Genomic DNA, 20286 nt, shown 5'->3' on the forward strand with positions numbered 1-20286 from the left:
TTCGCTGTTCTATTCTATCTATTTTCCAGCCCTCTTGCTTATAGTGGTAATACAGTTCCTTGTCCATTCGTTCTATTGCGTATTTCATTATCCATTCATTCCATCCTTGAAACCATAGGTTTAAATGGCTTTCTATATCAAGTAGGGTATCTTCTTCCTTCCACAATGCAATGATTTGTGCTATTATATTGTTCATAACGAGACCTCTTTCTATTTGTGTGGTAACTTTTAGAATAAAGGTCTCGTTTCTTTTTGTCCAATAAACAATAGATGACTTACCGAGAACTATTTTACACTAACAACAGCAGCACCCGCTGATGAGCTTTCCCGGGAGGGTTGGCGAAATTCACTTGATCCGCTTTACAAAAAAGCTTTTATACAAAAAAACTCCTTCTGCGCAAAGTTTCTGCACAGAAGGAGGTGTCTCTGTTATTTTACTCGACTCTCGGGGTGTTTAAGACTGCATTGATGAGCGACATACAGATTGCGACCAATAGGGACGTTCCGAAAGAAGCGAATGCAAATCCACTTCCGATGAAGAACGAGGTCAAATTCAGCATAATCGCGTTAATCACTACACTAAAGAGTCCAAACGTCAGAATGGTAATCGGGAGCGACAGGAAAAACAAGAAGGGTTTCACAAACAGGTTCAAAAACCCCAGCATCACGCTGGCTCCTAATGCCACCCAGATACTTCCAACGTAAAAACCATCAAACAACCCCGCCAATGAGATAAAGATAATCGCATTGGCAAGGATTTTTTGCCACCACTTCATTAGAAGTCACTCCAATCGTCCTCTTCGACTTTCTCCGCCTCTTTCCGTTTTTGGGATGGGGACGGACGACCTGAACCGCCGCGTGGACGATTCCAGTCTCTGTTCGAACCGGAAGAACGTGGACCTCTTTCATCATCCGGCATCACTAATGCCAAGATAAGATAAAGCGGTACAGTTGAACCAACGCCAATGAATGTCAAAACGACGACAATCACACGTAGAATCACCGGATCGATGTTGAAGTATTCACCCAATCCACCCAACACACCGAAGATAACAGCATTGTGTCTAGATTTTTTTAATCGTTTCATTCATTTTCACCTCACTGATTCAGATTTTGTGTGCCTTAAAATGTTTCCTTATTTATCCGTGTCTTTCAAAAGAACACTTCCAGCAGTTGTGCCTGCTGTCAATTGGAACGCTTCTCCTTTACGGATGCGTCTGAAACGAAGCGCTTGATGGGTGCGCTCTTTTCTTTCATCCACCACTTCGATGTCCTGCATGCGGTTGTAGATTTTTCCAAAGTTGGTTCGGACTTCTGCTTCCACATCCAATTCATGCGGCACGGCAACTTTCACACGTCCGTTCACAGAGGTGGCGTCCAATCGGATTAAATCGTCTCCCGTCAAAGTCACACGGACGGTTCCGTTGACAGTCGCTACATTGCTGCTGGTGACTTCTCCACGGATGATGATGTCGCCATTGATGTTGCTGATCAACAAGTCACGTAGTTTGCTGTCCACCAAAGCAACATTTCCGTTCGTGCCTTTTGTTTCCAACATCACTGCTTCGGAGTTGTTGAATGCCAATTTTCCGTTTGTGCTCTTCACGTATACATCTTTTCCGTTGAAGTTGTCAAAAGTGACATTCCCATTCAACATGTGAACAGCTGTATAGTCATACGTTCTTTTTGGCAGATAAACGGTCATGTCAATCCGAACTCGTTTATTCGGCACATGGAATTGCAGTGTGTCTTCTGTTTCTTTGACGGCACTGCGTCGTTGGAAGGCTTGGAACGCATCTTCCGTTTCCATTTTACCATAAAGTTTGATGTTTGCATCTATACGGATTGCATCGTCTTCAGCCTGCTTGAACGTAACATTCCCATTGGCAATCTTGAAGTCCAAAATGCTGGCAGTGCTGGCTGGGTAAACGAACTCATGGGAGAGTTTTTTCGTTGCCACGCTTGGAATACGGACATTGACGTCTTTCCAGTCCACATTTTCCATGACGGAATCGAGGGTGCCTTTCATCACTTTAGCAAATTCGGTTCCGGCTTGGGCAACTTTTTCTCCTACCTGTCCGACGGTTTCAGATGCATTTTCTTTCCAGTCGGACGGAATATCCACGTTTTTCACGAAGCGTTTCGCTTGGGCGGACCATTGTTTCATTTTGACGTTGTGCAGTTTCTTCATCAATTCGTCATGTTCTGCCTTCAACGCTTCATAACGGGCTTCCAGGTCCTTGATTTGGCTTTTAAGGGTTTCTTTGCGCGCTTCTTTTGCTGCATCCATCCCGTCCAAATCTTCCATGGCTCCGATTTCCAACAACTCTTCTTCTGCTTCAGTCAATTGCGACTCTACATCGTTCATTTCTTTTTCCAAACGATCCAACTCAACAGAGTAGCTGGAGGCTTCGTTCGCCAATTCTTCCAACACTTTATCGATGTCGATGCGTTCTTCGTCTTCTTCTGTTACCGGCTCTTCTTCCGCCGCTGGTTCAGTTTCCAATGTTTCTTTTTCTACTTTGGAGTATTCTTTTTGGGCGGCTTCACGGCTTTCTTTCTTTGCTAAATTTTCCAAGAGATCCAACGCTTCTTCTGTCGACAGGATGCCTTTTTTGACTAGTTCCAATATTCTTTCTCGTTCCTGCATGGTTGTTTCCTCCTTAATTGATACCCGCTCCTTTTTACGGAGACACCGGCCAATTCAAATCTTCTATGTTCATTATGCCTAAAAGAAGAAAAAATGTCATAGGTCTAAAGGATGATTTCTAAAAAACGCCTGCAAAAGAGATGGACAAAGAATCTTTTCTTTCAACTTCCAGCAATGTTAAGCTGAATAATATAAGTGAAAAAATTTGGTGTAAAACGGAGGAGATTTTTATTCAGACAATACTAAACAAAGTTGCTCTTGCGGTATTTGCTTTAGTGGTAGGATTATTTGTAGTCGACTATCCTCTTTTGGGGATGATTCCAATGATTAGTTTGATTATTGTAAGCAACGCTATCAGCAAACTGGAAAAAAGAATGGCTGTCGACAAGAAAACAAAAACGATAGGTTGGATTTGCTTTGCAGTAACGGTCATAATCGGTTTAGTGTTAATCCTATCATTTCCTGCCTATTTTCAATAAACAAAGAAAAAGCATGAACTACTCCGTGTGGGGAAGTTCATGCTTTTTTTGTTTAATTGGATTTCAGGGCCGTGGTGCGTGCACGGTCGCGCTCCAAGATTTTTTTGAGATATTGTCCGGTGTAGCTTTCTTCGACTTCTGCGACTTCTTCCGGCGTGCCGGTAGCGATGATGGTACCGCCGCCTTCTCCGCCTTCCGGTCCAAGATCGATCAAATGGTCGGCTGTTTTGATGACATCCAAGTTGTGCTCAATCACCAAAACGGTGTTGCCATCTTCAACCAAACGATCCAGAACTGCCAACAAACGCGCAATGTCGTCGGTATGCAAACCGGTTGTCGGTTCGTCCAAAATATAGAAGTTGCTGCCGTTCGTACGGCGCTGCAACTCACTGGCCAGCTTCATCCGCTGCGCTTCCCCTCCAGAAAGAGTGGTGGCGGGCTGCCCCAGTTTCACATACCCTAAGCCGACATCCACAATCGTTTGAAGCTTGCGTCTGATCTTCGGCACATTGGTGAAGAACTCCAATGCGTCTTCAATCGTCAAATCCAAGACTTCTGAAATGTTTTTGCCTTTGTACCGCACTTCCAACGTCTCAGAGTTGTAGCGGGTTCCATGGCAGACTTCACATGGGACATAGACATCCGGCAAGAAGTGCATTTCAATCTTCAAGATTCCATCGCCCTTGCAGGCTTCGCAGCGCCCGCCTTTGACGTTGAAGCTGAAGCGTCCTTTTTTGTAGCCGCGCATCTTCGCTTCGTTGGTCGTTGCGAACAAGTCGCGGATATCATCAAACACACCCGTATACGTCGCCGGGTTGCTTCGCGGAGTCCGTCCAATCGGGCTTTGGTCAATGGAGACGACCTTTTCCAATCCTTCGTAGCCGCTGATTTTCTTGAATGCACCAGGACGTTTTTTCGCCCGGTTCAATTCTCTCTTCAACGCCTTTTTCAACACTTGGTTGACGAGGGAACTTTTTCCAGATCCGGACACGCCGGTGACCGCGACAAACCGGCCCAATGGGAAGTCCACGGATACGTTCTTCAAGTTGTTCTCCGATGCACCTTCCACACGGACGGCCCCTTTGTCTTCGGTGCGCCGCTCTTCAGGCACGGGGATGAATTTTTTTCCGGAAAGATATGCACCCGTCAAAGAAGCGGCATCTTTTGACACTTCTTCCGGCGTTCCGCTGGCGACAATTTCGCCGCCTTCATCTCCCGCGCCCGGACCGATGTCAATCAAGTAGTCCGCCGCCAGCATCGTGTCTTCGTCGTGCTCGACGACCACCAATGTATTGCCCAAATCGCGCATTTTTTGAAGCGAGTCAATCAAGCGGTTGTTGTCCCGTTGATGCAGGCCGATGGACGGTTCGTCCAAGATGTACAACACTCCCGAAAGGTTGGATCCAATCTGTGTAGCCAAACGGATACGTTGCGCTTCCCCGCCGGAGAGCGTGCCGGCTTTCCGGCTTAGCGTGAGGTACTCCAATCCCACGTTGCGCAAGAAACTCAGTCGGTCATCAATTTCTTTTCGAATCGGAGCGGCAATGGCCTGGTCCTGCTCATTCAGTTCCATCTGTTTGAAAAACTGAAGAGAATCTCCGATGGCCAAGTCGCTTATTTCTGAAATGTCTTTCCCTTGAACTTTTACAGCCAATGCTTCCCGGCTCAGACGCTTCCCTTTACAAACGGCACAAGGAAGTTCAGTCATGTATTGCTGCATCACACCGCGTGTGAACTCACTGCTTGTTTCGTGGTAACGGCGATTGACATTATTTATGACGCCTTCAAAAGGAATGTCGCTGTCCCGCACATTGCCAAAATCGTTTTTGTAGTGGAAATGGAACTTCGTATCCCCAGAACCATACAACACGATGTCCTGGTGTTCCTGCGGCAAATCTTCAAACGGCGTATCCATGTCTATGCCGAATTGTTCACATGCCTGTTCCAGCATCGCTGGGTAATAGTTTGAACTGATCGGCCGCCACGGAGCCATCGCTCCTTCCCGCAGAGTCAAGCTGGAGTCGGGAACAATCAAGTCGACGTCCACTTCCAATTTGGTGCCGAGTCCGTCACATTCCGGGCAGGCTCCATAAGGGGCGTTGAAAGAAAACAACCGCGGCTCCAATTCCGGAACGGTGAATCCGCAATATGGGCAGGCGTAGTGTTCGCTGAACAGAATCTCTTCTTCCCCGATCACATCCACCAATGCGTACCCGTCCGCCAAATTCAATGCGGTTTCCAACGAGTCGGCTAATCGGGACCGAATGCCTTCTTTTACCACAATCCGGTCGATGACGACATCGATGTCATGCTTTTGGTTTTTGTTCAGGTCGAACTCTTCGGAAATGTCGCGCATCTCTTTGTCAACGCGTACCCGTACATAACCGGATTTTTGAATTTGTTCGAAAACTTTTTTATGCTGACCTCTTTTCCCGTAAACAACCGGCGCCAAAATCTGAATCCGGCTGCGTTCGGGAAGCTCGAGAATACGGTCCACCATTTGGTCGATGGTCTGGCTGGTGATTTCCGTCCCATCGTTCGGACAGATCGGTTTTCCGATTCGAGCGTACATCAACCGCAAAAAGTCGTTGATTTCCGTCACCGTTCCGACGGTGGAACGCGGGTTGTTGCTGGTTGTTTTTTGGTCGATGGAAATCGCCGGACTCAATCCGTCGATGCTATCGACATCCGGCTTGTCCATCTGTCCCAAAAACTGGCGGGCATACGAAGACAGACTTTCCACATATCTTCGTTGGCCTTCCGCATACAACGTATCAAAAGCAAGGGAACTTTTTCCAGATCCCGACAAACCGGTGACCACTACAAGCTTTTCACGCGGGATGGTCACATCGATGTTTTTTAAATTGTGTGACCGTGCTCCTCGAACTACGATATTTTCATTAGCCATGAATCGTTTACTTCCTTTATTTAGATTTGAATTGCTTGCTTTCATTATGCCAACTTTGATTGAAAACTTCATGCCTAAAGCACAAGGCAAAAAAGGAGGCCGGAAAAATTCCGTGCCTCAAGTGACTGCGTCTATTTTATTCTATCATATAACGAACGTTTGTTCCACTTCATGTTCTTCCAAAATGCGGTTGGAAATCTCATGCAGTTCTTCTTGATTGGTGAATTCTTCGCTCAACAATTCCGGCAGGATGTGCGTCATGAAGTAACGGACGCTGTCCATTTCTTTGAACTCCAGAATGGTATTCAACGACTCTTCGAAGATTTGTGTGAACAGCACTTCCGGATTCCCTTTTTGTATTTCACCGAAAGACTCATATAAAAGATCCACTTTATCGGCAACAGATAAAATTTTCCCTTCCAGTGTGTCGTCTTTCCCTTCTTTCAACCGTTCGGCATAGACCATTTGGAATTCTTCCGGGATTTCAGTTTCAATGAATTGGGCGGTCATGGATTCTTCTACCTCCGCCAATTGGTCACGCAAAGTCGGAGAGGCATATTTGACAGGAGTTTTGATATCGCCGATAAACAGCTCTGTATAGTCATGGTTCAAGGCTTTTTCGTAAAGCGAACGCCAGTTGATGTCATTTCCGGCCTGTTCTTCCACGGTTCCAAGAAATTGTGCAATCTGGGTCACTTTGAACGAGTGTGCGGCAACAGAGTGTTCTTCGTATTTAAACTTGCCCGGACAACGGTGAATGTTCTCCAAGTCACTGAGGCTTTTAATGTATTGATGCATTCCCATGTGCACTCATCCTTTCATTTTTCCCATTCGTAGGTAAATTTCTACTATCCTACCACAGGGAAACAGAGTATGCAAACAAAAAAACGAAGACCGGAAAAATAACTGGTCTTCGTCTGCTGCGTGTCAATTAAGAATGCGTTCGGAATCGTGCACAAGTTCTACGGTTGTATGTGTGATATTGTAAGGAGCCACAATTTGCCGGATTTGCTCTTTCACATCTTCCTGTTCTTCCAATGTCAGCTTCTCAATACTGATCGTCACGGCCAAGGCGTGTTCTTCCCCATCGATGGACCATAGATGCAAATGAGACAAAGCGTGTACTCCAGAGATGTCTGTGATCTGCTGTTCGATTTTCTTTTTGTCCAATTCTTGCGGCACAGCATCCAAAAAAATCTCCGCTGTGCTTTTGAACTGCGGCCATGTTTGCCAAATGATAAACCCGGCAATCGCCAAGGACAAAAGCGGGTCCAGAACATACCATTCAGTAAACCGGACCACCACACTCACGACCAATACACCAATCCACCCAAGTACATCTTCCAACATGTGCAGGTTCATCATGGATTCATTCGCTGACGTGCCCTTGCTCATCAACCATGCCGAGTAGCCGTTGGCGGCGATGGCAAACAACGCCAGCCAGAACATCCCTTCATAGTGCACCGGTTCCGGGTTGAACAGCCGCGGGAGAGTGTTCAGGATCAAAATGAACGATCCCGCCAGCAACACCACTCCGGTGATCAAGGCCCCCAACAACGAAAATCGCTTGTGGCCGAAACTGTATTTTTGGTTGGGTTCTTTGGTGGAAATTTTTTGGAAGAACCACGCCAAGCCGACGGATACTCCATCTCCTAAATCGTGCACGGCATCCGTCAAGATGGCCGCACTGTTGAACAGCACCCCAAAAATAAATTCCAAGACCGCAAAAAGGATGTTAATGAAAAATACGATTTTCATGTTCCGGGCAGCTTTTTCCCCGGAAGAAAAATTGACTTCATGACTGTGTGAATGAGTGTGTCCATGATGTGTGTCAGGAATGTCTTCGTGAGAAGCGGCGTGTTCATGAGCGGGTTCCAATAAGACTTTTTCAAAAGCGGCGACCCGCTTCAACTGCTCCATGTCCACCTTCTCCGGAATATAAGCTTTTCTTTTTTCATAATCAATGTGAATGTCTTTGTCTTCTGTTAACTGGTTAAATTTTTCTTCGATATCCCGGGAACACTCCTTGCAGTGAATGCCCCGTACAATGTATTCGTTCTTCACAGTGACCCGTCCTTTCTAAACGTCAGTCTCTTCCATCGTTGGATGCGCCGTTTTAAAGTGCTGAATTGGTTTCTATTTGTTTTTCTTTAGCATGCAGGAGTACTTGATCCAAAATCTGGTAGACATGGTCATCTTCTTGACTGTAGATGACCGAACGCCCTTCTCTTCTGGACTTCACCAAGCGTGCGGATCGCAACAATTGGAGTTGATGGGAGATGGCCGATTGTTCCATTTCCAATGCTTCCGAGATGGCGCCCACGTTCAATTCTTGTTTCTTTAACAAATACAAGATGGAAACCCGCGTAGGATCGCTTAATATTTTAAATATCCCCACTGCTTCTTCTAATATTTCCGGTTCCAAACTCTTCTTCTCATCCATAGTCAAGCGGTCTCCTTTTCTTTATATGTAAGACTGTTCATATGTTCATATTAACATATGCCAATAAAAAGACAACAAAAAAGACCGGCAAGAAAGTTCTCCGTCCGGTCTTTTTGTTTAGTTTTTCAGTTCGTCGTCTACATGGTGATGAGTGTTGAGCTCTTGGATTTCGCCTGTATCCAAATACACGATCCATTCACAAATATTGGTGATGTAGTCACCGATTCGTTCCACATACGTACTTGTGAGCATATAGTCGGTCGCTCCCAATACGAGATCGGGATCTTTTTTCATGTCCTCGATGCATCGTTGGTAAATTTCTTTGCGCATGCGGTCCACTTTTATGTCTTGTTGGGCCACTGCCACAGCTTTCTCCGCGTCATCCACTACAAAAGCATCCAAAACGTCGCGCATCATCTGCATCACAATGTCCGCCATATCGGATATGGATTGCTCGATTTCCTCGTTGCGTTTGGTCCCTTTAACGCGGATAGTGGACTTGCTGATACTGACGGCATGGTCTCCCATACGCTCCAAGTCCGCGATGGCCTTCATGACAATCACGATACGCCGCAAGTCCGTGGTCACCGGTTGCTGCAAAGCAATCAACTCGATGCACTCGTGTTCCAAGTCGTGCTCAAATTGGTTGATGACTGCATCTTCTTCAATGACTTGCTTGGCCGCTTCTTTGTCGTGATTGACAAATCCTTTGACCGATTTATTGATGGCCTCGTTTACCCGTCTGCCCATTTGGAAAAAACGGACATGTAATTGGTCTAATTCTTCTTCAAAAGCTCTTCTCATCTCTTTCCCACCTTTTCCTTAACTTCTATCTCTAGTATGCCGAATTTTAGCCAAATCGTCCAGAAATATAGTCTTCGGTCTCTTGTTGTTGAGGTGCGGTGAAGATTTTTCTTGTCTCATCCGCTTCGATCAAACGACCGTCCAAGAAGAAGGCTGTGCGGTCGGAGATACGGGAAGCTTGCTGCATATTGTGTGTGACAATGATGAGCGTATAGTCTTTTTTCAGTTCCTGCAAGGTCATTTCAATTTTTGCACTGGAAATCGGGTCCAAAGCACTGGTCGGTTCATCCAACAGAATGACTTGAGGCTCAATTGCCAATACTCGGGCAATACACACGCGTTGTTGCTGACCGCCGGAAAGCGCCAATGCGTTTTTGTGAAGTTTGTCTTTCACTTCATCCCAGATGGCCGCTTTTTTCAAGCTGGTTTCTACTATTTCATCGATTTTTGCTTTGTCTTTCATGCCGGATATTTTGAGTCCGTAAGCCACGTTCTCATAGATAGAAAACGGGAACGGGTTCGGCTGTTGGAAAACCATGCCGATTTTTTTACGCAATTCGACTTTATCCGCAGAAGGGCTGTAGATGTCTTTATTTTGGTATAAGACATTCCCTGTGATCGTCACATCGGGAATCAAGTCGTTCATCCGGTTCAAAGTCCTCAGATATGTGGATTTCCCACATCCGGAAGGACCAATCAGTGCGGTGATTTCGTTGGGATTGAAGTCCAGCGTGATTCCTTTCAACGCCTCGTGACTGCCATAATACAAATGCACATCTTTTGTTTCAATGACTGGTGCTGCCAAGTGTCCTTCCTCCTTTACTTATCCATAGTGCCCGGATACATAGTCTTCCGTCGCTTGAATGGCCGGACGCGTGAAAACGGTCCGTGTTTCATCGTACTCCAACACATTCCCTAAATGAAAGAAAGCGGTATAATCACTGATACGCGATGCCTGCTGCATGTTGTGGGGAACGATGACGATGGAGTAGTTTTCCTTCAACTCCAACAGCGTTTCTTCCACTTGAGCGGTGGAAATCGGGTCCAACGCACTGGCCGGCTCGTCCAAGAGAAGGACATCCGGTTTCAGGGCAATTGCCCGTGCGATACACAACCGCTGCTGCTGACCGCCGGACATTCCGATGGCACTTTCATGGAGACGGTCTTTCACTTGGTCCCATAAAGCCGCCTGTTTCAAGCTGGTTTCCACCGCTTCGTCCAAAACATTTTTATCTTTGATGCCGTGGCGTTTCAACGCAAAGGCGATGTTTTCGTAAATGGACTTGCTGAAAGGGTTCGGACGTTGGAACACCATACCGATTTGCTTGCGGACAGAATATACATCCACATCGGAAGCGTTGATGTCCCGTCCTTTGTACAAAATTTTTCCTGTGACTTTTGCACCTTTGATTTCATCGTTCATTCGGTTCAATGAGCGCAAATACGTGGATTTGGCACTCCCGGACGGTCCGATCAAAGCAGTGATTTGGTTTTTCGGAAACTCCAAGGAAACGCCTTTGATGGCTTCAAAATCCCCATAGTATACATGCAAGTCTTCCGTTGAGATGACTCCCGTGAGATTTTCCGGCAACTTCTTAATGCTTGTTTTCGTTACATCCGTTTCAATTGGGCGAACAGCCATACGTTTTGTTCCTCCTCAAAATTTGTGGACTGATTAAGCAGACGTCAACTTTTGCTGCAGTTTCCGTCCCAGATAACGTGCGAGCAAGTTAAAGAGCAATACTGCAAGAATAAGGATAGCGGAAGCTCCTGCTGAAATTTCTGCACCGTCCGGCATGATTCCTTCACTGTTGACTTTCCAAATGTGAACAGCCAATGTTTCAGCTGGACGCATGATGTTCAACGGGCTGGAAATTGAACGTGGATTCCAGTTGGTGAAGTCCAGCGCCGGCGCACTTTGTCCGGCGGTGTAAATCAATGCGGCCGCTTCTCCGAAAATCCGGCCAGCAGAAAGAATGACTCCTGTTAAAATCCCTGGCATCGCTGCCGGCAATACAATCCGGGTGACCGTTTCCCATCTGGAAAGCCCCAATGCCAATCCGGCTTCGCGTTGAGCGCCCGGAATGGCCCGCAACGCATCCTCGATCGTCCGTGTCAAGAGAGGCAAGTTGAAAATCATGAGCGCCAATGAACCTGACAGGATGGAGAATCCGAATCCCCATTGAATAACAAATATCAAGTAACCGAACAATCCGACTACAATGGACGGCAATGAACTCAATACTTCAATAGCCGTACGGATAAAATCCGTCAGTGCATTCTGTGGAGCGTATTCGGACAAATAAATCGCCGCCCCCAAAGCCACCGGTGTGCTGATAAGCAACGTTATCAGCAGCATGTAGAAGGAGTTGAACAACTGAATGATGATTCCGCCGCCTTCTTCAAACGTCTTGGCCGGCTGGGTGAAGAATTCCCATGAGAACTGTGGAATTCCTCGAATCAATATAAAGGCCAACAGGCTGGCAAGAATCAGGACAATCAGAGCCGCCAGCACATACAGTACCGCAATGGCCGCTTTATCTACTTTTTTTGGATTCATCCTTTGATTGCCCCTTTCTTCCCGATCCAACGTGTCACAATGTTAAATACCAATGACATCACCAAGAGGATGGATGCCAAGGACCACAACACGTCATTTTCCAATGTACCAAATACTGTGTTCCCCATGTTCATCGTCAAAATACTTGTTAGCGTAGAAGCCGGTGTAGTAAAACTGTCCGGCAGAACCGGAGCATTCCCGATGACCATCTGTACCGCCAAAGCTTCTCCGAAAGCACGTGCCATCCCGAAGACGATTGCCGTCAACAATCCCGGCATCGCTGCCCGCAGAACCACTCTGTAAATTGTCTGCCAGCGGGTGCCGCCCATTGCAAATGACGCTTCCCGGTAATGCCGCGGCACGGCGTTCAACGCATCCACAGCCATACTGGTGGTGGTCGGCAAAATCATGACAAACAACACCAGCGTTCCGGCCAACATACCAAAACCTGTTCCTCCGACCAATTGGCGGACAAACGGCACGACAACTGTCAATCCAATAAATCCGTAGACAACAGATGGAATTCCGACCAACAACTCAATGGCCGGCTGCAAAATTTTCTTTCCGGCTTTTGGAGACACTTCCGTCATAAAGACGGCTGCGCCGATGGACACCGGCGTTGCCAACAAAGCCGACAACAACGTCACGACAAATGATCCGACAATCATCGGCAGTGCGCCTACCAATGCATTGCCTGCATCATCCGTTTCTCCCGGCCTCCATTCTGTTCCGGCGAAAAAGTCTAGGACAGAGACATCATGCTGCGTAAATGTCCGCAGCCCTCTGCTGAGTACGAAAAACAAGATGGACAATACCACCAATACAATCAACAGCGTGGCAATCAAACTAATTGTTTTCCCAAAACGTTCCTGGTTTCTTTTCGTGGAACGGGTTGGTTGCGTATCCTTGATCTGTTCCAAGGGTGAACCTCCTCTAGTAGTATTGGATAAGCCGTTTTCTCACCAGTATCGGCTCCATATATCTTTTATTCTGTTTCGATGATGTTTCCTTCCGCATCTTTTTGAACTTCCATTTGAGTGATTGGAATGTATCCCAGGCGCGGAATCAAGTTCTCTTGAACCGGCTCAGACAAAACATACTCAATAAAGTCTTTTGTCAATCCTTCTGGTTCTCCGTTTGTGTACATGTGCTGATAGGACCAAATAAACCAATCGTCCGTCACCACGTTTTCATCGGCTGGTTCCACTCCGTTGATGGAGAGTACTTTGACGCTGTCATCCACATAAGGGAATGCGATATAGCTGATGGTTCCTGGAGTGCTGGAAACGATGGAGCGTACGGTTCCGCTGGATTCTTGTTCCTGTGTCACCATGGCTTCTTGACCTTCTTCAAACACCGTACTTTCAAAAGTGGCGCGTGTTCCACTTCCGCTTGCCCGGTTCAATACGACGATCTCGAGATCTTGTCCGCCGACTTCAGACCAGTTGGTGATTTCTCCGGTGAAAATTTTCGCCAAGTCTTCTTTGCTCACATCCGACACGTCGATGTCCGGATGGACAATCGGGGTGATCCCCACCACGGCAACCAAGTGATCTTTCAACTGCGACGCATCAATTTCTTCTTTTTCTTCCGCAAAAATATCCGAGTTTCCAATCTCTACCGCTCCAGCAGCAATTTGACTGAGACCCGTTCCACTTCCGCCTCCTTGGACGTTGATGAATTTCCCAAAGTTTTCTCCTGAATACTGTTCTCCGGCTGCTTCGACAAGCGGCTGCATAGCTGATGAACCCACGGCTGTGATTGATTCTTCCTCTACCACTGGGCCACATGCAGACAAGAAAATGATTCCAGACAACAGGAACAACATCTTATTCAGAACGTTCATTCGTTTCATAGTTGCCTCCTAATATAAAAATACATTTTATTTACAATTTTATCCTAACTTAGTATAAAGACCCAACGTAAAGTCTCCGTTTCAGTTTTGTAAAGATTGTGTAAATATATGGGCGAAAAATTAATAATTTCTTATATACCCAAAAAAGATCCCAGGAAAACGGTCTGTTCTCCTGAGATCTCTATATTTTACCTGCTTAACAAATTTTAATTCTCTTCCGGATAATGATGATGAGTATTTAACTCCACAATCTCACCAGTTTTCAAATACAAAATCCATTCAGAGATATTGGTGACGTAATCACCGATGCGTTCGATGTAGGTGCTCACCAACATGTAATCCGTGCTGCCGACGACCACTTCAGAATCCTGCTTGATCCATTCGATGCATTCCGCGTGAATATCCCGGCGCATTTGGTCAACTTTTTTATCTGCTTCAGCGACCGCTTTTGCCTGTTCGACATCATCGACGGTATAGGCATCTAACACAGAATGCACCATCTCTTTCACTCGTTCCGCCATTTGGGATATGAGTTCTTCGATTTCGTACACGCGTTTGTTGCCTTTTACGCGGATAGTAGATTTAGCGATACTTACTGCATGGTCTCCCATACGCTCCAAATCAGCGCAGGCTTTCATGACAGTGATGACTTTTCGTAAATCTGTGGTTACCGGCTGCTGAAGAGCGATGAGTTCAATACAAGATTGTTCCAGGTCATGTTCCATCTGGTTGATTTTCTCATCTTCTTCAATGACGATTTTCGCCAATTCTTTGTCGTGGTTGACAAAGGCTTGAACCGATTTATAAATGGCTTCGTTCACCAGCCGTCCCATACGGAAAAAGCTGATGTTCAGTTGTTTTAGTTCTTCTTCATATGCTTGTCTCAATCTCTACACCTCGATTTTTCTTATTAACAAAATTAACCAAAACGTCCAGAAATGTAGTTTTCTGTTTGTTCGTGTTCCGGATTGGTAAAAATCTTACGCGTGTCACCGTGTTCCACGATGTATCCATTCAAGAAGAATGCTGTTTTGTCAGAGACACGTGATGCCTGCTGCATGTTGTGTGTCACCATGACAATAGTGTAATCTTCTTTCAGCTGTGTGACAAGCTCTTCAATTTTCGCAGTCGAGATTGGGTCCAACGCACTGGTCGGCTCGTCCATCAAGAGGACTTCCGGTTGAATCGCAAGCGCACGGGCAATACAAATCCGCTGTTGCTGACCACCAGAAATGGACAATGCGTTCCGGTCAAGATGGTCTTTTACTTCATCCCAAATCGCTGCTTTTTTCAAACTCTCTTCAACGATTTGGTCCAACTGCTGTTTGTCACGGATTCCGTGGGTACGCGGTCCGTATGCGATATTGTCATAAATGCTTTTCGGGAATGGGTTCGGCTGTTGGAAAACCATGCCTACGCGTTTACGCAAGTTGTTCACATCGTAGCGGTGGGAATAAATGTTTTCACCATCCAATTGAACATTTCCTTCAATGCGGCAGCCTTGCACCAAATCGTTCATTCGGTTCAATGTTTTGATAAATGTCGATTTTCCACATCCGGAAGGACCGATAAAAGCAGTCACTTCATTCTCTGGAATTTCCAAATCCATTCCATGCAATGCTTGGAAATCACCATACCATAAATTTAAGTCTCTGATTGTCATTTTTGTTTGATTCATTTATTTTCCTCCTTTACTCAATCTCTTACTCAAGTAAGTAGAAAGAGCATTGATCACTAGTACGAACACGACAAGGACCACCGCTGTTGCGTTTGCTTCGTTTACGTGGAGACCTTCACTGGACAGCACATACATGTGCAAAGCCAATGTCCGGCCTGAACTGAACAAATCGGTCGGCAAGTTGGTTGATGTTCCCAAGGTGTACATCAATGCGGCTGTTTCTCCGACAATCCGTCCACTCGCCAAAATGACACCGGACAAGATTCCCGGCATCGCAACCGGAAGCACAACCGTAAAGATGGTACGCAACTTTCCTGCCCCGAGCGCAAAGCTGGCTTGGCGAAGTGGCATACCGACGGATAACAACGCCTCTTCAGTTGAACGGATGATCAATGGAAGAACCATGATCACTGCTGTCAACACCCCGGAGATAACCGAATACTGGAACCCAAGGAAAGTAACGAAGAACAACATTCCGAACAATCCGTATACAATGGACGGTACAGCAGCCAATGTGTCCGTCGCCATACTGATGGCTTTGACGATTTTGTTGCCGCGGTCTGCGTACTCAACCAAATAAAATCCGGTGAAAACGCCAATTGGGGTAGCAATCAACAAGGACAGGCCGACCACAATCAAAGTGGTGAGCAACGACGGCAGCAAGGACACGTTGTCGGTGGTGTAGTTCCACTCAAACAAGCTTGGGGTAATGTACGGCACCCCGCGCACCAATATAAACAAAATAATAAACAATAGCGATCCGAAAGTCACTACCGCAGAAAGATAAACCAAGAGACGAATCAGCTTACTGGACAGTTGCTTCGTGTTACGAGTTTTTTGAGTCGTCAGAGTCGATGTTTCAGTGGGCATTATTTCGCCTCCTTATTTTTCACGTAAAGGAAGATAGAATTGATAATCAGAATGAATGCAAACAAGACGACCGCCGTTGCAATCAATGCCTCTCGGTGTTCTCCGGCAGCATAGGCCATTTCCAAGACAATATTGGTTGTCAACGTCCGTACTCCGAATGTCAGTCCTCTCGGCATGATTGGTTGGTTTCCTGCAATCAAGACAACCGCCATCGTTTCACCGATTGCACGTCCAATACCCAAAATCACACTGGAAATGATTCCTGATTTGGCAGCAGGTACAAGCACAGCCATGACGGTCCGTTCATGCGTTGAACCAAGCGCCACACCACCGTTATAGTATGAACGAGGAACGGCACGCAAAGCCGATTCCGACAGTCCGATGACTGTGGGCAAGATCATGATGCCCAACAAAATCATCGCTGTCAGCATATTCATCCCTGTTCCGCCGACAAAATTGCGCATAATCGGTACGATCAACTGCAAGGCGAAAAATCCATAGACAACGGACGGGATGGCTGCCATCAAGTTCACAGCCGGCTTCAACCATTTATATAATTTCGGCGGGCAGAACTCTGCCATGAAAATGGAGGTCAATACGCCAATCGGCACCCCGATGACGACCGCCCCAATCGTTACGAAAATGGACCCTAGGATCATTGGAAGTATGCCGAAGGAAGCCGGCGTATTAGACGGTGTCCATTTTTGTCCCAACAGGAAATCTCCGAGCCCGTACTCCAACATGAAGGGCACACCACCTGCAAACATGAAGACAATAATCAGTATCAAAGCGACAATGGATACAATCGCTGAAAGAAAGAAAACTCCTTTCATGAAGCCTTCGTATTTTCTTGCCATTTTTCTTGTTCACTCCTTAAAAATCAAATACGTCTCTTATTTAGCAAAGCTGCATGAACGTTTCTACCACCTTTGAAAACAGAGCGTCAGTTCATCTTAGCATAGGTTTTAGATCAGTTTCTTTTCTTTTTTGCATCACTTCTTTTAACCAGCAAAAAACCAGGAGGGGAAAATCTCCCCCTCCTGTTATTGAGATGTCTATGTCACGTTATTCTACTTACTCGACAACTTCGCTCCACTCAGTTACTTCACCAGTGAAGATTTGACGAACTTGATCCATGGTCAAGTCTTCCACAGGGTTTTCGCTGTTCACGACAACTGTGATTCCGTCAATTGCTACAGGTTCAGCAGTCAACTCAGCAGCTTCTTCTTCTTTCAACTCACGAGAAGCCATTCCGATATCAGCGGATCCGTCGATTGCTGCAGTCATACCAGCAGAAGAACCGTTGGAAGTGATGTCGATTGATACATCCGGGTTCAAGCTTTGGTATTCTTCAGCCATTGCTTCCACTACAGGCGTAACAGATGTGGAACCGACTACGCTCACAGAACCAGACAACCCTTCAGCTGCTTCATAAGCAGGCGCGTCAGCTACAGCTTCGATGTACCCTTCAGCTACTGCGATTTCTTGTCCTTCCGCACTGAACATAAAGCTCCAGAAGTCTTGAGCCACTTCGCTCAATTCTCCTTTGTATGCTACGTTGAATGGACGAGCAATCGGATAAGAACCGTCTTTGATTGCTTCCGGTGTTGCTTCTGCTCCATCAACGTTCACTGGTTTAACAGAGTCATCCACAGACCCGGTAGAAATGTATCCGATCGCTGCTTGGTCGCCAGCTACTGTAGTCATCACGCCGTTTGTGCTGTTTTGGATCGTTGCTCCAGCGTATGTGTTGTCAATTTCTGTGTCGCCTTCTTCTACAAGAACTCCTGTGAGTTCAGTAAATGCTCCACGTGTACCTGAACCCTCTTCACGAGTAATCACGTTGATTGGTTGCGAAGCATCGAATTCGCCGCCGTTTGCAGATGCGTCTGAGTTTTCTCCACCATTGCCACATGCTGCCAACGTCAATACCGTTCCCAATGTCGCGACTACTTTACCTGCTTTTGTCCAGTTCATTAAGTCATCCCTCTTTTTTAGATTTAGTGTTTCTGTCTCTCTTAACCTCACCTCCTACTTTATAGGAGGAATGTTTAGATAATACTGAGTTAATGTAAATATTGAGTAAATCTATGTAAAAATTACTTCTGTTTCTGTTTACATGCAGAATCTGTCTTCTTATGAACATCAGATTTTCTTTTATGGTAAAATGTAAACGTTACAAAAAGCGAGAGGATGTGATTACGTTGTGAACCCCCTATTGGATAAATTCAAAGAAGTGGTGTCGGCGGTGTTCCCTATTGTCACGATCGTGGTGCTGCTCCACTTGACCATCGCTCCCTTGGACAACTTCGTATTCTGGCGTTTCCTGATCGGAGCGGCGCTTGTCATCTTAGGGCTGGCCGTCTTTCTTTTAGGAACGGACATCGGCATCACCCCGATTGGGCAGCATTTAGGAAGAGGCCTTGCCAAGAGCAACAAGGTATGGATTGTTGTTGTTGCCGGTCTGTTTTTAGGTTTTTTCATTTCCATCGCTGAACCGGATTTGCACATACTGGCCAATCAAGTCAACATGGTCACCAACGGCGTCATCCCAGATTCCACTATTTTGGTTGTCGTCTCCATTGGAATCGCCATCTTGATGACCCTTGGATTGTTGCGGGTAGTCTTCAATGTTCCACTTTACAAACTGATGGCGGCGATTTACGGCTTCATTTTTCTGTTGGCATTGTTTACTTCCCCGGAATTTTTGGCCATTGCCTTTGACGCTTCAGGAGCCACTACAGGAGCATTGACTGTTCCGTTCATGCTGGCGCTGTCTTCAGGAGTGGCAGCACTGCGGAAAGGAGGGACAGCATCTGAAAAAGACAGCTTCGGCCTGGTGGGAATCGCCTCTTCCGGCGCCATCATCGGCGTAATGATGTTGAGCATCTTGTCCGGCCAAAGTGAAATGTCCGGATCCTTGGACGTGGAGCTGCATTCCACAAACTCCATTTTCACTCCATTTCTGCAAGAATTCCCTCTAATCACTCAAGAAATCCTCATCGCTTTGGTTCCCATTGCGGGAGTTTTCATCATTTATCAGGTATCTTCTTTAAAACTTCACAGCTATGCTTTTCAACGCATCTTGAAAGGTCTGGTTTATGTATTCATCGGATTAATTCTGTTTCTTGTCGGCGTCAACGCTGGGTTTATGGATGTTGGGAGCATCATCGGGTTTCGCTTGGCGTCCTTTGAGTCAAATGGCTACTTATTGCTTTTGGCTTTTGTGTTGGGGTTGGTCACCATTCTGGCGGAACCGGCCGTTTATGTATTGACACACCAGATTGAAGATGTCACCAATGGCTACGTGAAGCGGAAATCCGTCCTGGCTGCTTTATCCATCGGTGTCGGACTGGCCGTGTTGCTGTCCATCGTCCGGGTCCTTATCGAGAGCGTCCAATTGTGGCACTATTTATTGCCTGGATATATCATAGCGGTTGGCCTGGCATTCATCGGACCGAAATTGTTTGTTGGGATGGCTTTTGATGCAGGGGGTGTCGCTTCAGGACCGATGACTGCCACGTTCATTCTTGCGTTTGTGCAAGGCGCCGCTCAAGCGATCGAAGGAGCCAATGTCCTGCGTGAAGGCTTTGGTATGATTGCCATGGTGGCCATGATGCCAATCATCACTCTTCAAATTCTGGGCATTCTATTTAAATCGAAATCCAAAAGAAGGAGGACGGAAGAGGATGCGTAATCATATTCCTACAAAAAAGGACGAACTTTGAAGTTGAACTGCCCCCTGTCAAGTAGACAGATAAATAAACAAAATATTTTGTGCCATGTATGAGATTTTTCATGCATGGCTTTTTTATGCAGGAATACTCAAGCCCATTTTCAACGTCACCCGTCGGGTGTTATAAAAGTCAATGTATCGTTTAATATCATGCGTTAATTCTTCAAAACTCGTGTAGGTCTTTAGACGATACATTTCTTCCTTGATGATGCCCCAAAAGTTTTCCATTGGGCCGTTGTCAATACACTTGCCCACACGCGACATACTGTGGGTGAGTTGATGTTTTTTGACAAAATTGCGGAA

Annotated in this window: 21 protein-coding genes and 1 pseudogene; 2 read left to right on the plus strand and 20 right to left on the minus strand. The window is 46.2% G+C overall.

Annotated elements, in window-relative coordinates; translation table 11 throughout:
* The 4 genes and pseudogenes from G470_RS12945 to liaX form a co-directional block, all read right to left on the minus strand.
* Positions 1–196 (minus strand): annotated as a pseudogene (locus G470_RS12945) (ISLre2-like element ISAot1 family transposase); the annotation flags it as partial.
* Between the two features lie 238 nt (positions 197–434).
* Entirely contained in the window at positions 435–776 is a 342-nt protein-coding gene (locus G470_RS0107010) for a phage holin family protein (RefSeq protein WP_028274218.1), read from the minus strand.
* On the minus strand, positions 776–1087 hold the full coding sequence (locus tag G470_RS0107015) for a PspC domain-containing protein (protein WP_028274219.1): 312 nt from the start codon (positions 1085–1087) through the stop codon (positions 776–778). The genes G470_RS0107010 and G470_RS0107015 overlap by 1 nt, the downstream gene beginning before the upstream one ends.
* Positions 1088–1135: 48 nt before the next feature.
* Entirely contained in the window at positions 1136–2650 is a 1515-nt protein-coding gene (liaX, locus tag G470_RS0107020; protein ID WP_028274220.1) for a daptomycin-sensing surface protein LiaX, read from the minus strand.
* Positions 2651–2790: 140 nt separating this feature from the next.
* Here liaX and G470_RS0107025 point away from each other — a divergent pair, with 140 nt between their 5' ends.
* On the plus strand, positions 2791–3129 hold the full coding sequence (locus tag G470_RS0107025; RefSeq protein WP_028274221.1) for a hypothetical protein: 339 nt from the start codon (positions 2791–2793) through the stop codon (positions 3127–3129).
* 52 nt (positions 3130–3181) lie between these two features.
* On the opposite strand, the gene uvrA is transcribed toward G470_RS0107025, so the two are convergent.
* From uvrA to G470_RS0107100, 15 genes are all read right to left on the minus strand, one after another.
* Complete coding sequence (uvrA, locus tag G470_RS0107030; RefSeq protein WP_028274222.1) at positions 3182–6037, minus strand: excinuclease ABC subunit UvrA; 2856 nt, start codon at positions 6035–6037, stop codon at positions 3182–3184.
* 144 nt (positions 6038–6181) lie between these two features.
* On the minus strand, positions 6182–6841 hold the full coding sequence (locus G470_RS0107035; RefSeq protein ID WP_028274223.1) for an HD domain-containing protein: 660 nt from the start codon (positions 6839–6841) through the stop codon (positions 6182–6184).
* A gap of 123 nt (positions 6842–6964) precedes the next feature.
* Positions 6965–8101 carry a cation diffusion facilitator family transporter gene (locus G470_RS12950; RefSeq protein ID WP_156908002.1) on the minus strand — a complete coding sequence of 379 codons (1137 nt, stop codon included), beginning with the start codon at positions 8099–8101 and terminating at the stop codon, positions 6965–6967.
* A 52-nt stretch (positions 8102–8153) separates the two neighbouring features.
* Complete coding sequence (locus G470_RS0107045) at positions 8154–8480, minus strand: ArsR/SmtB family transcription factor (protein ID WP_028274224.1); 327 nt, start codon at positions 8478–8480, stop codon at positions 8154–8156.
* 117 nt (positions 8481–8597) lie between these two features.
* A complete protein-coding gene (gene phoU, locus G470_RS0107050) occupies positions 8598–9284 on the minus strand; it encodes a phosphate signaling complex protein PhoU (RefSeq protein ID WP_028274225.1) in 687 nt (228 codons plus the stop codon).
* Between the two features lie 46 nt (positions 9285–9330).
* Positions 9331–10089 carry a phosphate ABC transporter ATP-binding protein PstB gene (gene pstB, locus G470_RS0107055; RefSeq protein ID WP_028274226.1) on the minus strand — a complete coding sequence of 253 codons (759 nt, stop codon included), beginning with the start codon at positions 10087–10089 and terminating at the stop codon, positions 9331–9333.
* An 18-nt stretch (positions 10090–10107) separates the two neighbouring features.
* Positions 10108–10926, minus strand: a complete 819-nt coding sequence (gene pstB, locus G470_RS0107060) for a phosphate ABC transporter ATP-binding protein PstB (RefSeq protein ID WP_035445260.1) — start codon at positions 10924–10926, stop codon at positions 10108–10110.
* Positions 10927–10959: 33 nt separating this feature from the next.
* Positions 10960–11844 (minus strand): phosphate ABC transporter permease PstA, encoded by an 885-nt coding sequence (pstA, locus tag G470_RS0107065; protein WP_028274228.1) that lies wholly within the window; start codon positions 11842–11844, stop codon positions 10960–10962.
* Positions 11841–12764 carry a phosphate ABC transporter permease subunit PstC gene (gene pstC / locus G470_RS0107070; protein ID WP_028274229.1) on the minus strand — a complete coding sequence of 308 codons (924 nt, stop codon included), beginning with the start codon at positions 12762–12764 and terminating at the stop codon, positions 11841–11843. The genes pstA (G470_RS0107065) and pstC (G470_RS0107070) overlap by 4 nt, the downstream gene beginning before the upstream one ends.
* A 65-nt stretch (positions 12765–12829) precedes the next feature.
* Complete coding sequence (locus G470_RS0107075; RefSeq protein WP_420806586.1) at positions 12830–13690, minus strand: phosphate ABC transporter substrate-binding protein PstS family protein; 861 nt, start codon at positions 13688–13690, stop codon at positions 12830–12832.
* Between the two features lie 215 nt (positions 13691–13905).
* Positions 13906–14586, minus strand: coding sequence for a phosphate signaling complex protein PhoU (phoU, locus tag G470_RS0107080; protein ID WP_028274231.1), 681 nt, complete (start codon positions 14584–14586; stop codon positions 13906–13908).
* A 32-nt stretch (positions 14587–14618) separates the two neighbouring features.
* Positions 14619–15377: a phosphate ABC transporter ATP-binding protein PstB gene (gene pstB / locus G470_RS0107085; RefSeq protein ID WP_028274232.1), complete on the minus strand. Its 759-nt coding sequence runs from the start codon at positions 15375–15377 to the stop codon at positions 14619–14621.
* The gene (gene pstA / locus G470_RS0107090; protein ID WP_420806585.1) at positions 15378–16247 is read right to left on the minus strand and encodes a phosphate ABC transporter permease PstA; all 870 of its coding nucleotides are present in this window, start codon (positions 16245–16247) and stop codon (positions 15378–15380) included.
* Positions 16247–17104 carry a phosphate ABC transporter permease subunit PstC gene (gene pstC / locus G470_RS0107095; RefSeq protein WP_028274234.1) on the minus strand — a complete coding sequence of 286 codons (858 nt, stop codon included), beginning with the start codon at positions 17102–17104 and terminating at the stop codon, positions 16247–16249. The genes pstA (G470_RS0107090) and pstC (G470_RS0107095) overlap by 1 nt, the downstream gene beginning before the upstream one ends.
* 217 nt (positions 17105–17321) lie before the next feature.
* Complete coding sequence (locus G470_RS0107100) at positions 17322–18224, minus strand: substrate-binding domain-containing protein (RefSeq protein WP_028274235.1); 903 nt, start codon at positions 18222–18224, stop codon at positions 17322–17324.
* Positions 18225–18453: 229 nt separating this feature from the next.
* On the opposite strand from G470_RS0107100, the gene G470_RS0107105 reads away from it, so the two are divergent.
* On the plus strand, positions 18454–19944 hold the full coding sequence (locus G470_RS0107105; protein ID WP_028274236.1) for a DUF1538 domain-containing protein: 1491 nt from the start codon (positions 18454–18456) through the stop codon (positions 19942–19944).
* Between the two features lie 114 nt (positions 19945–20058).
* Here G470_RS0107105 and G470_RS0107110 read toward each other — a convergent pair.
* A partial coding sequence (locus G470_RS0107110; protein WP_028274237.1) for an IS3 family transposase occupies positions 20059–20286 on the minus strand: 228 nt, incomplete at its 5' end.

Origin of the sequence: Atopococcus tabaci DSM 17538 (genome assembly GCF_000429585.1) — a bacterium.
GTDB classification, from domain to species: Bacteria; Bacillota; Bacilli; order Lactobacillales; family Carnobacteriaceae_A; genus Atopococcus; species Atopococcus tabaci.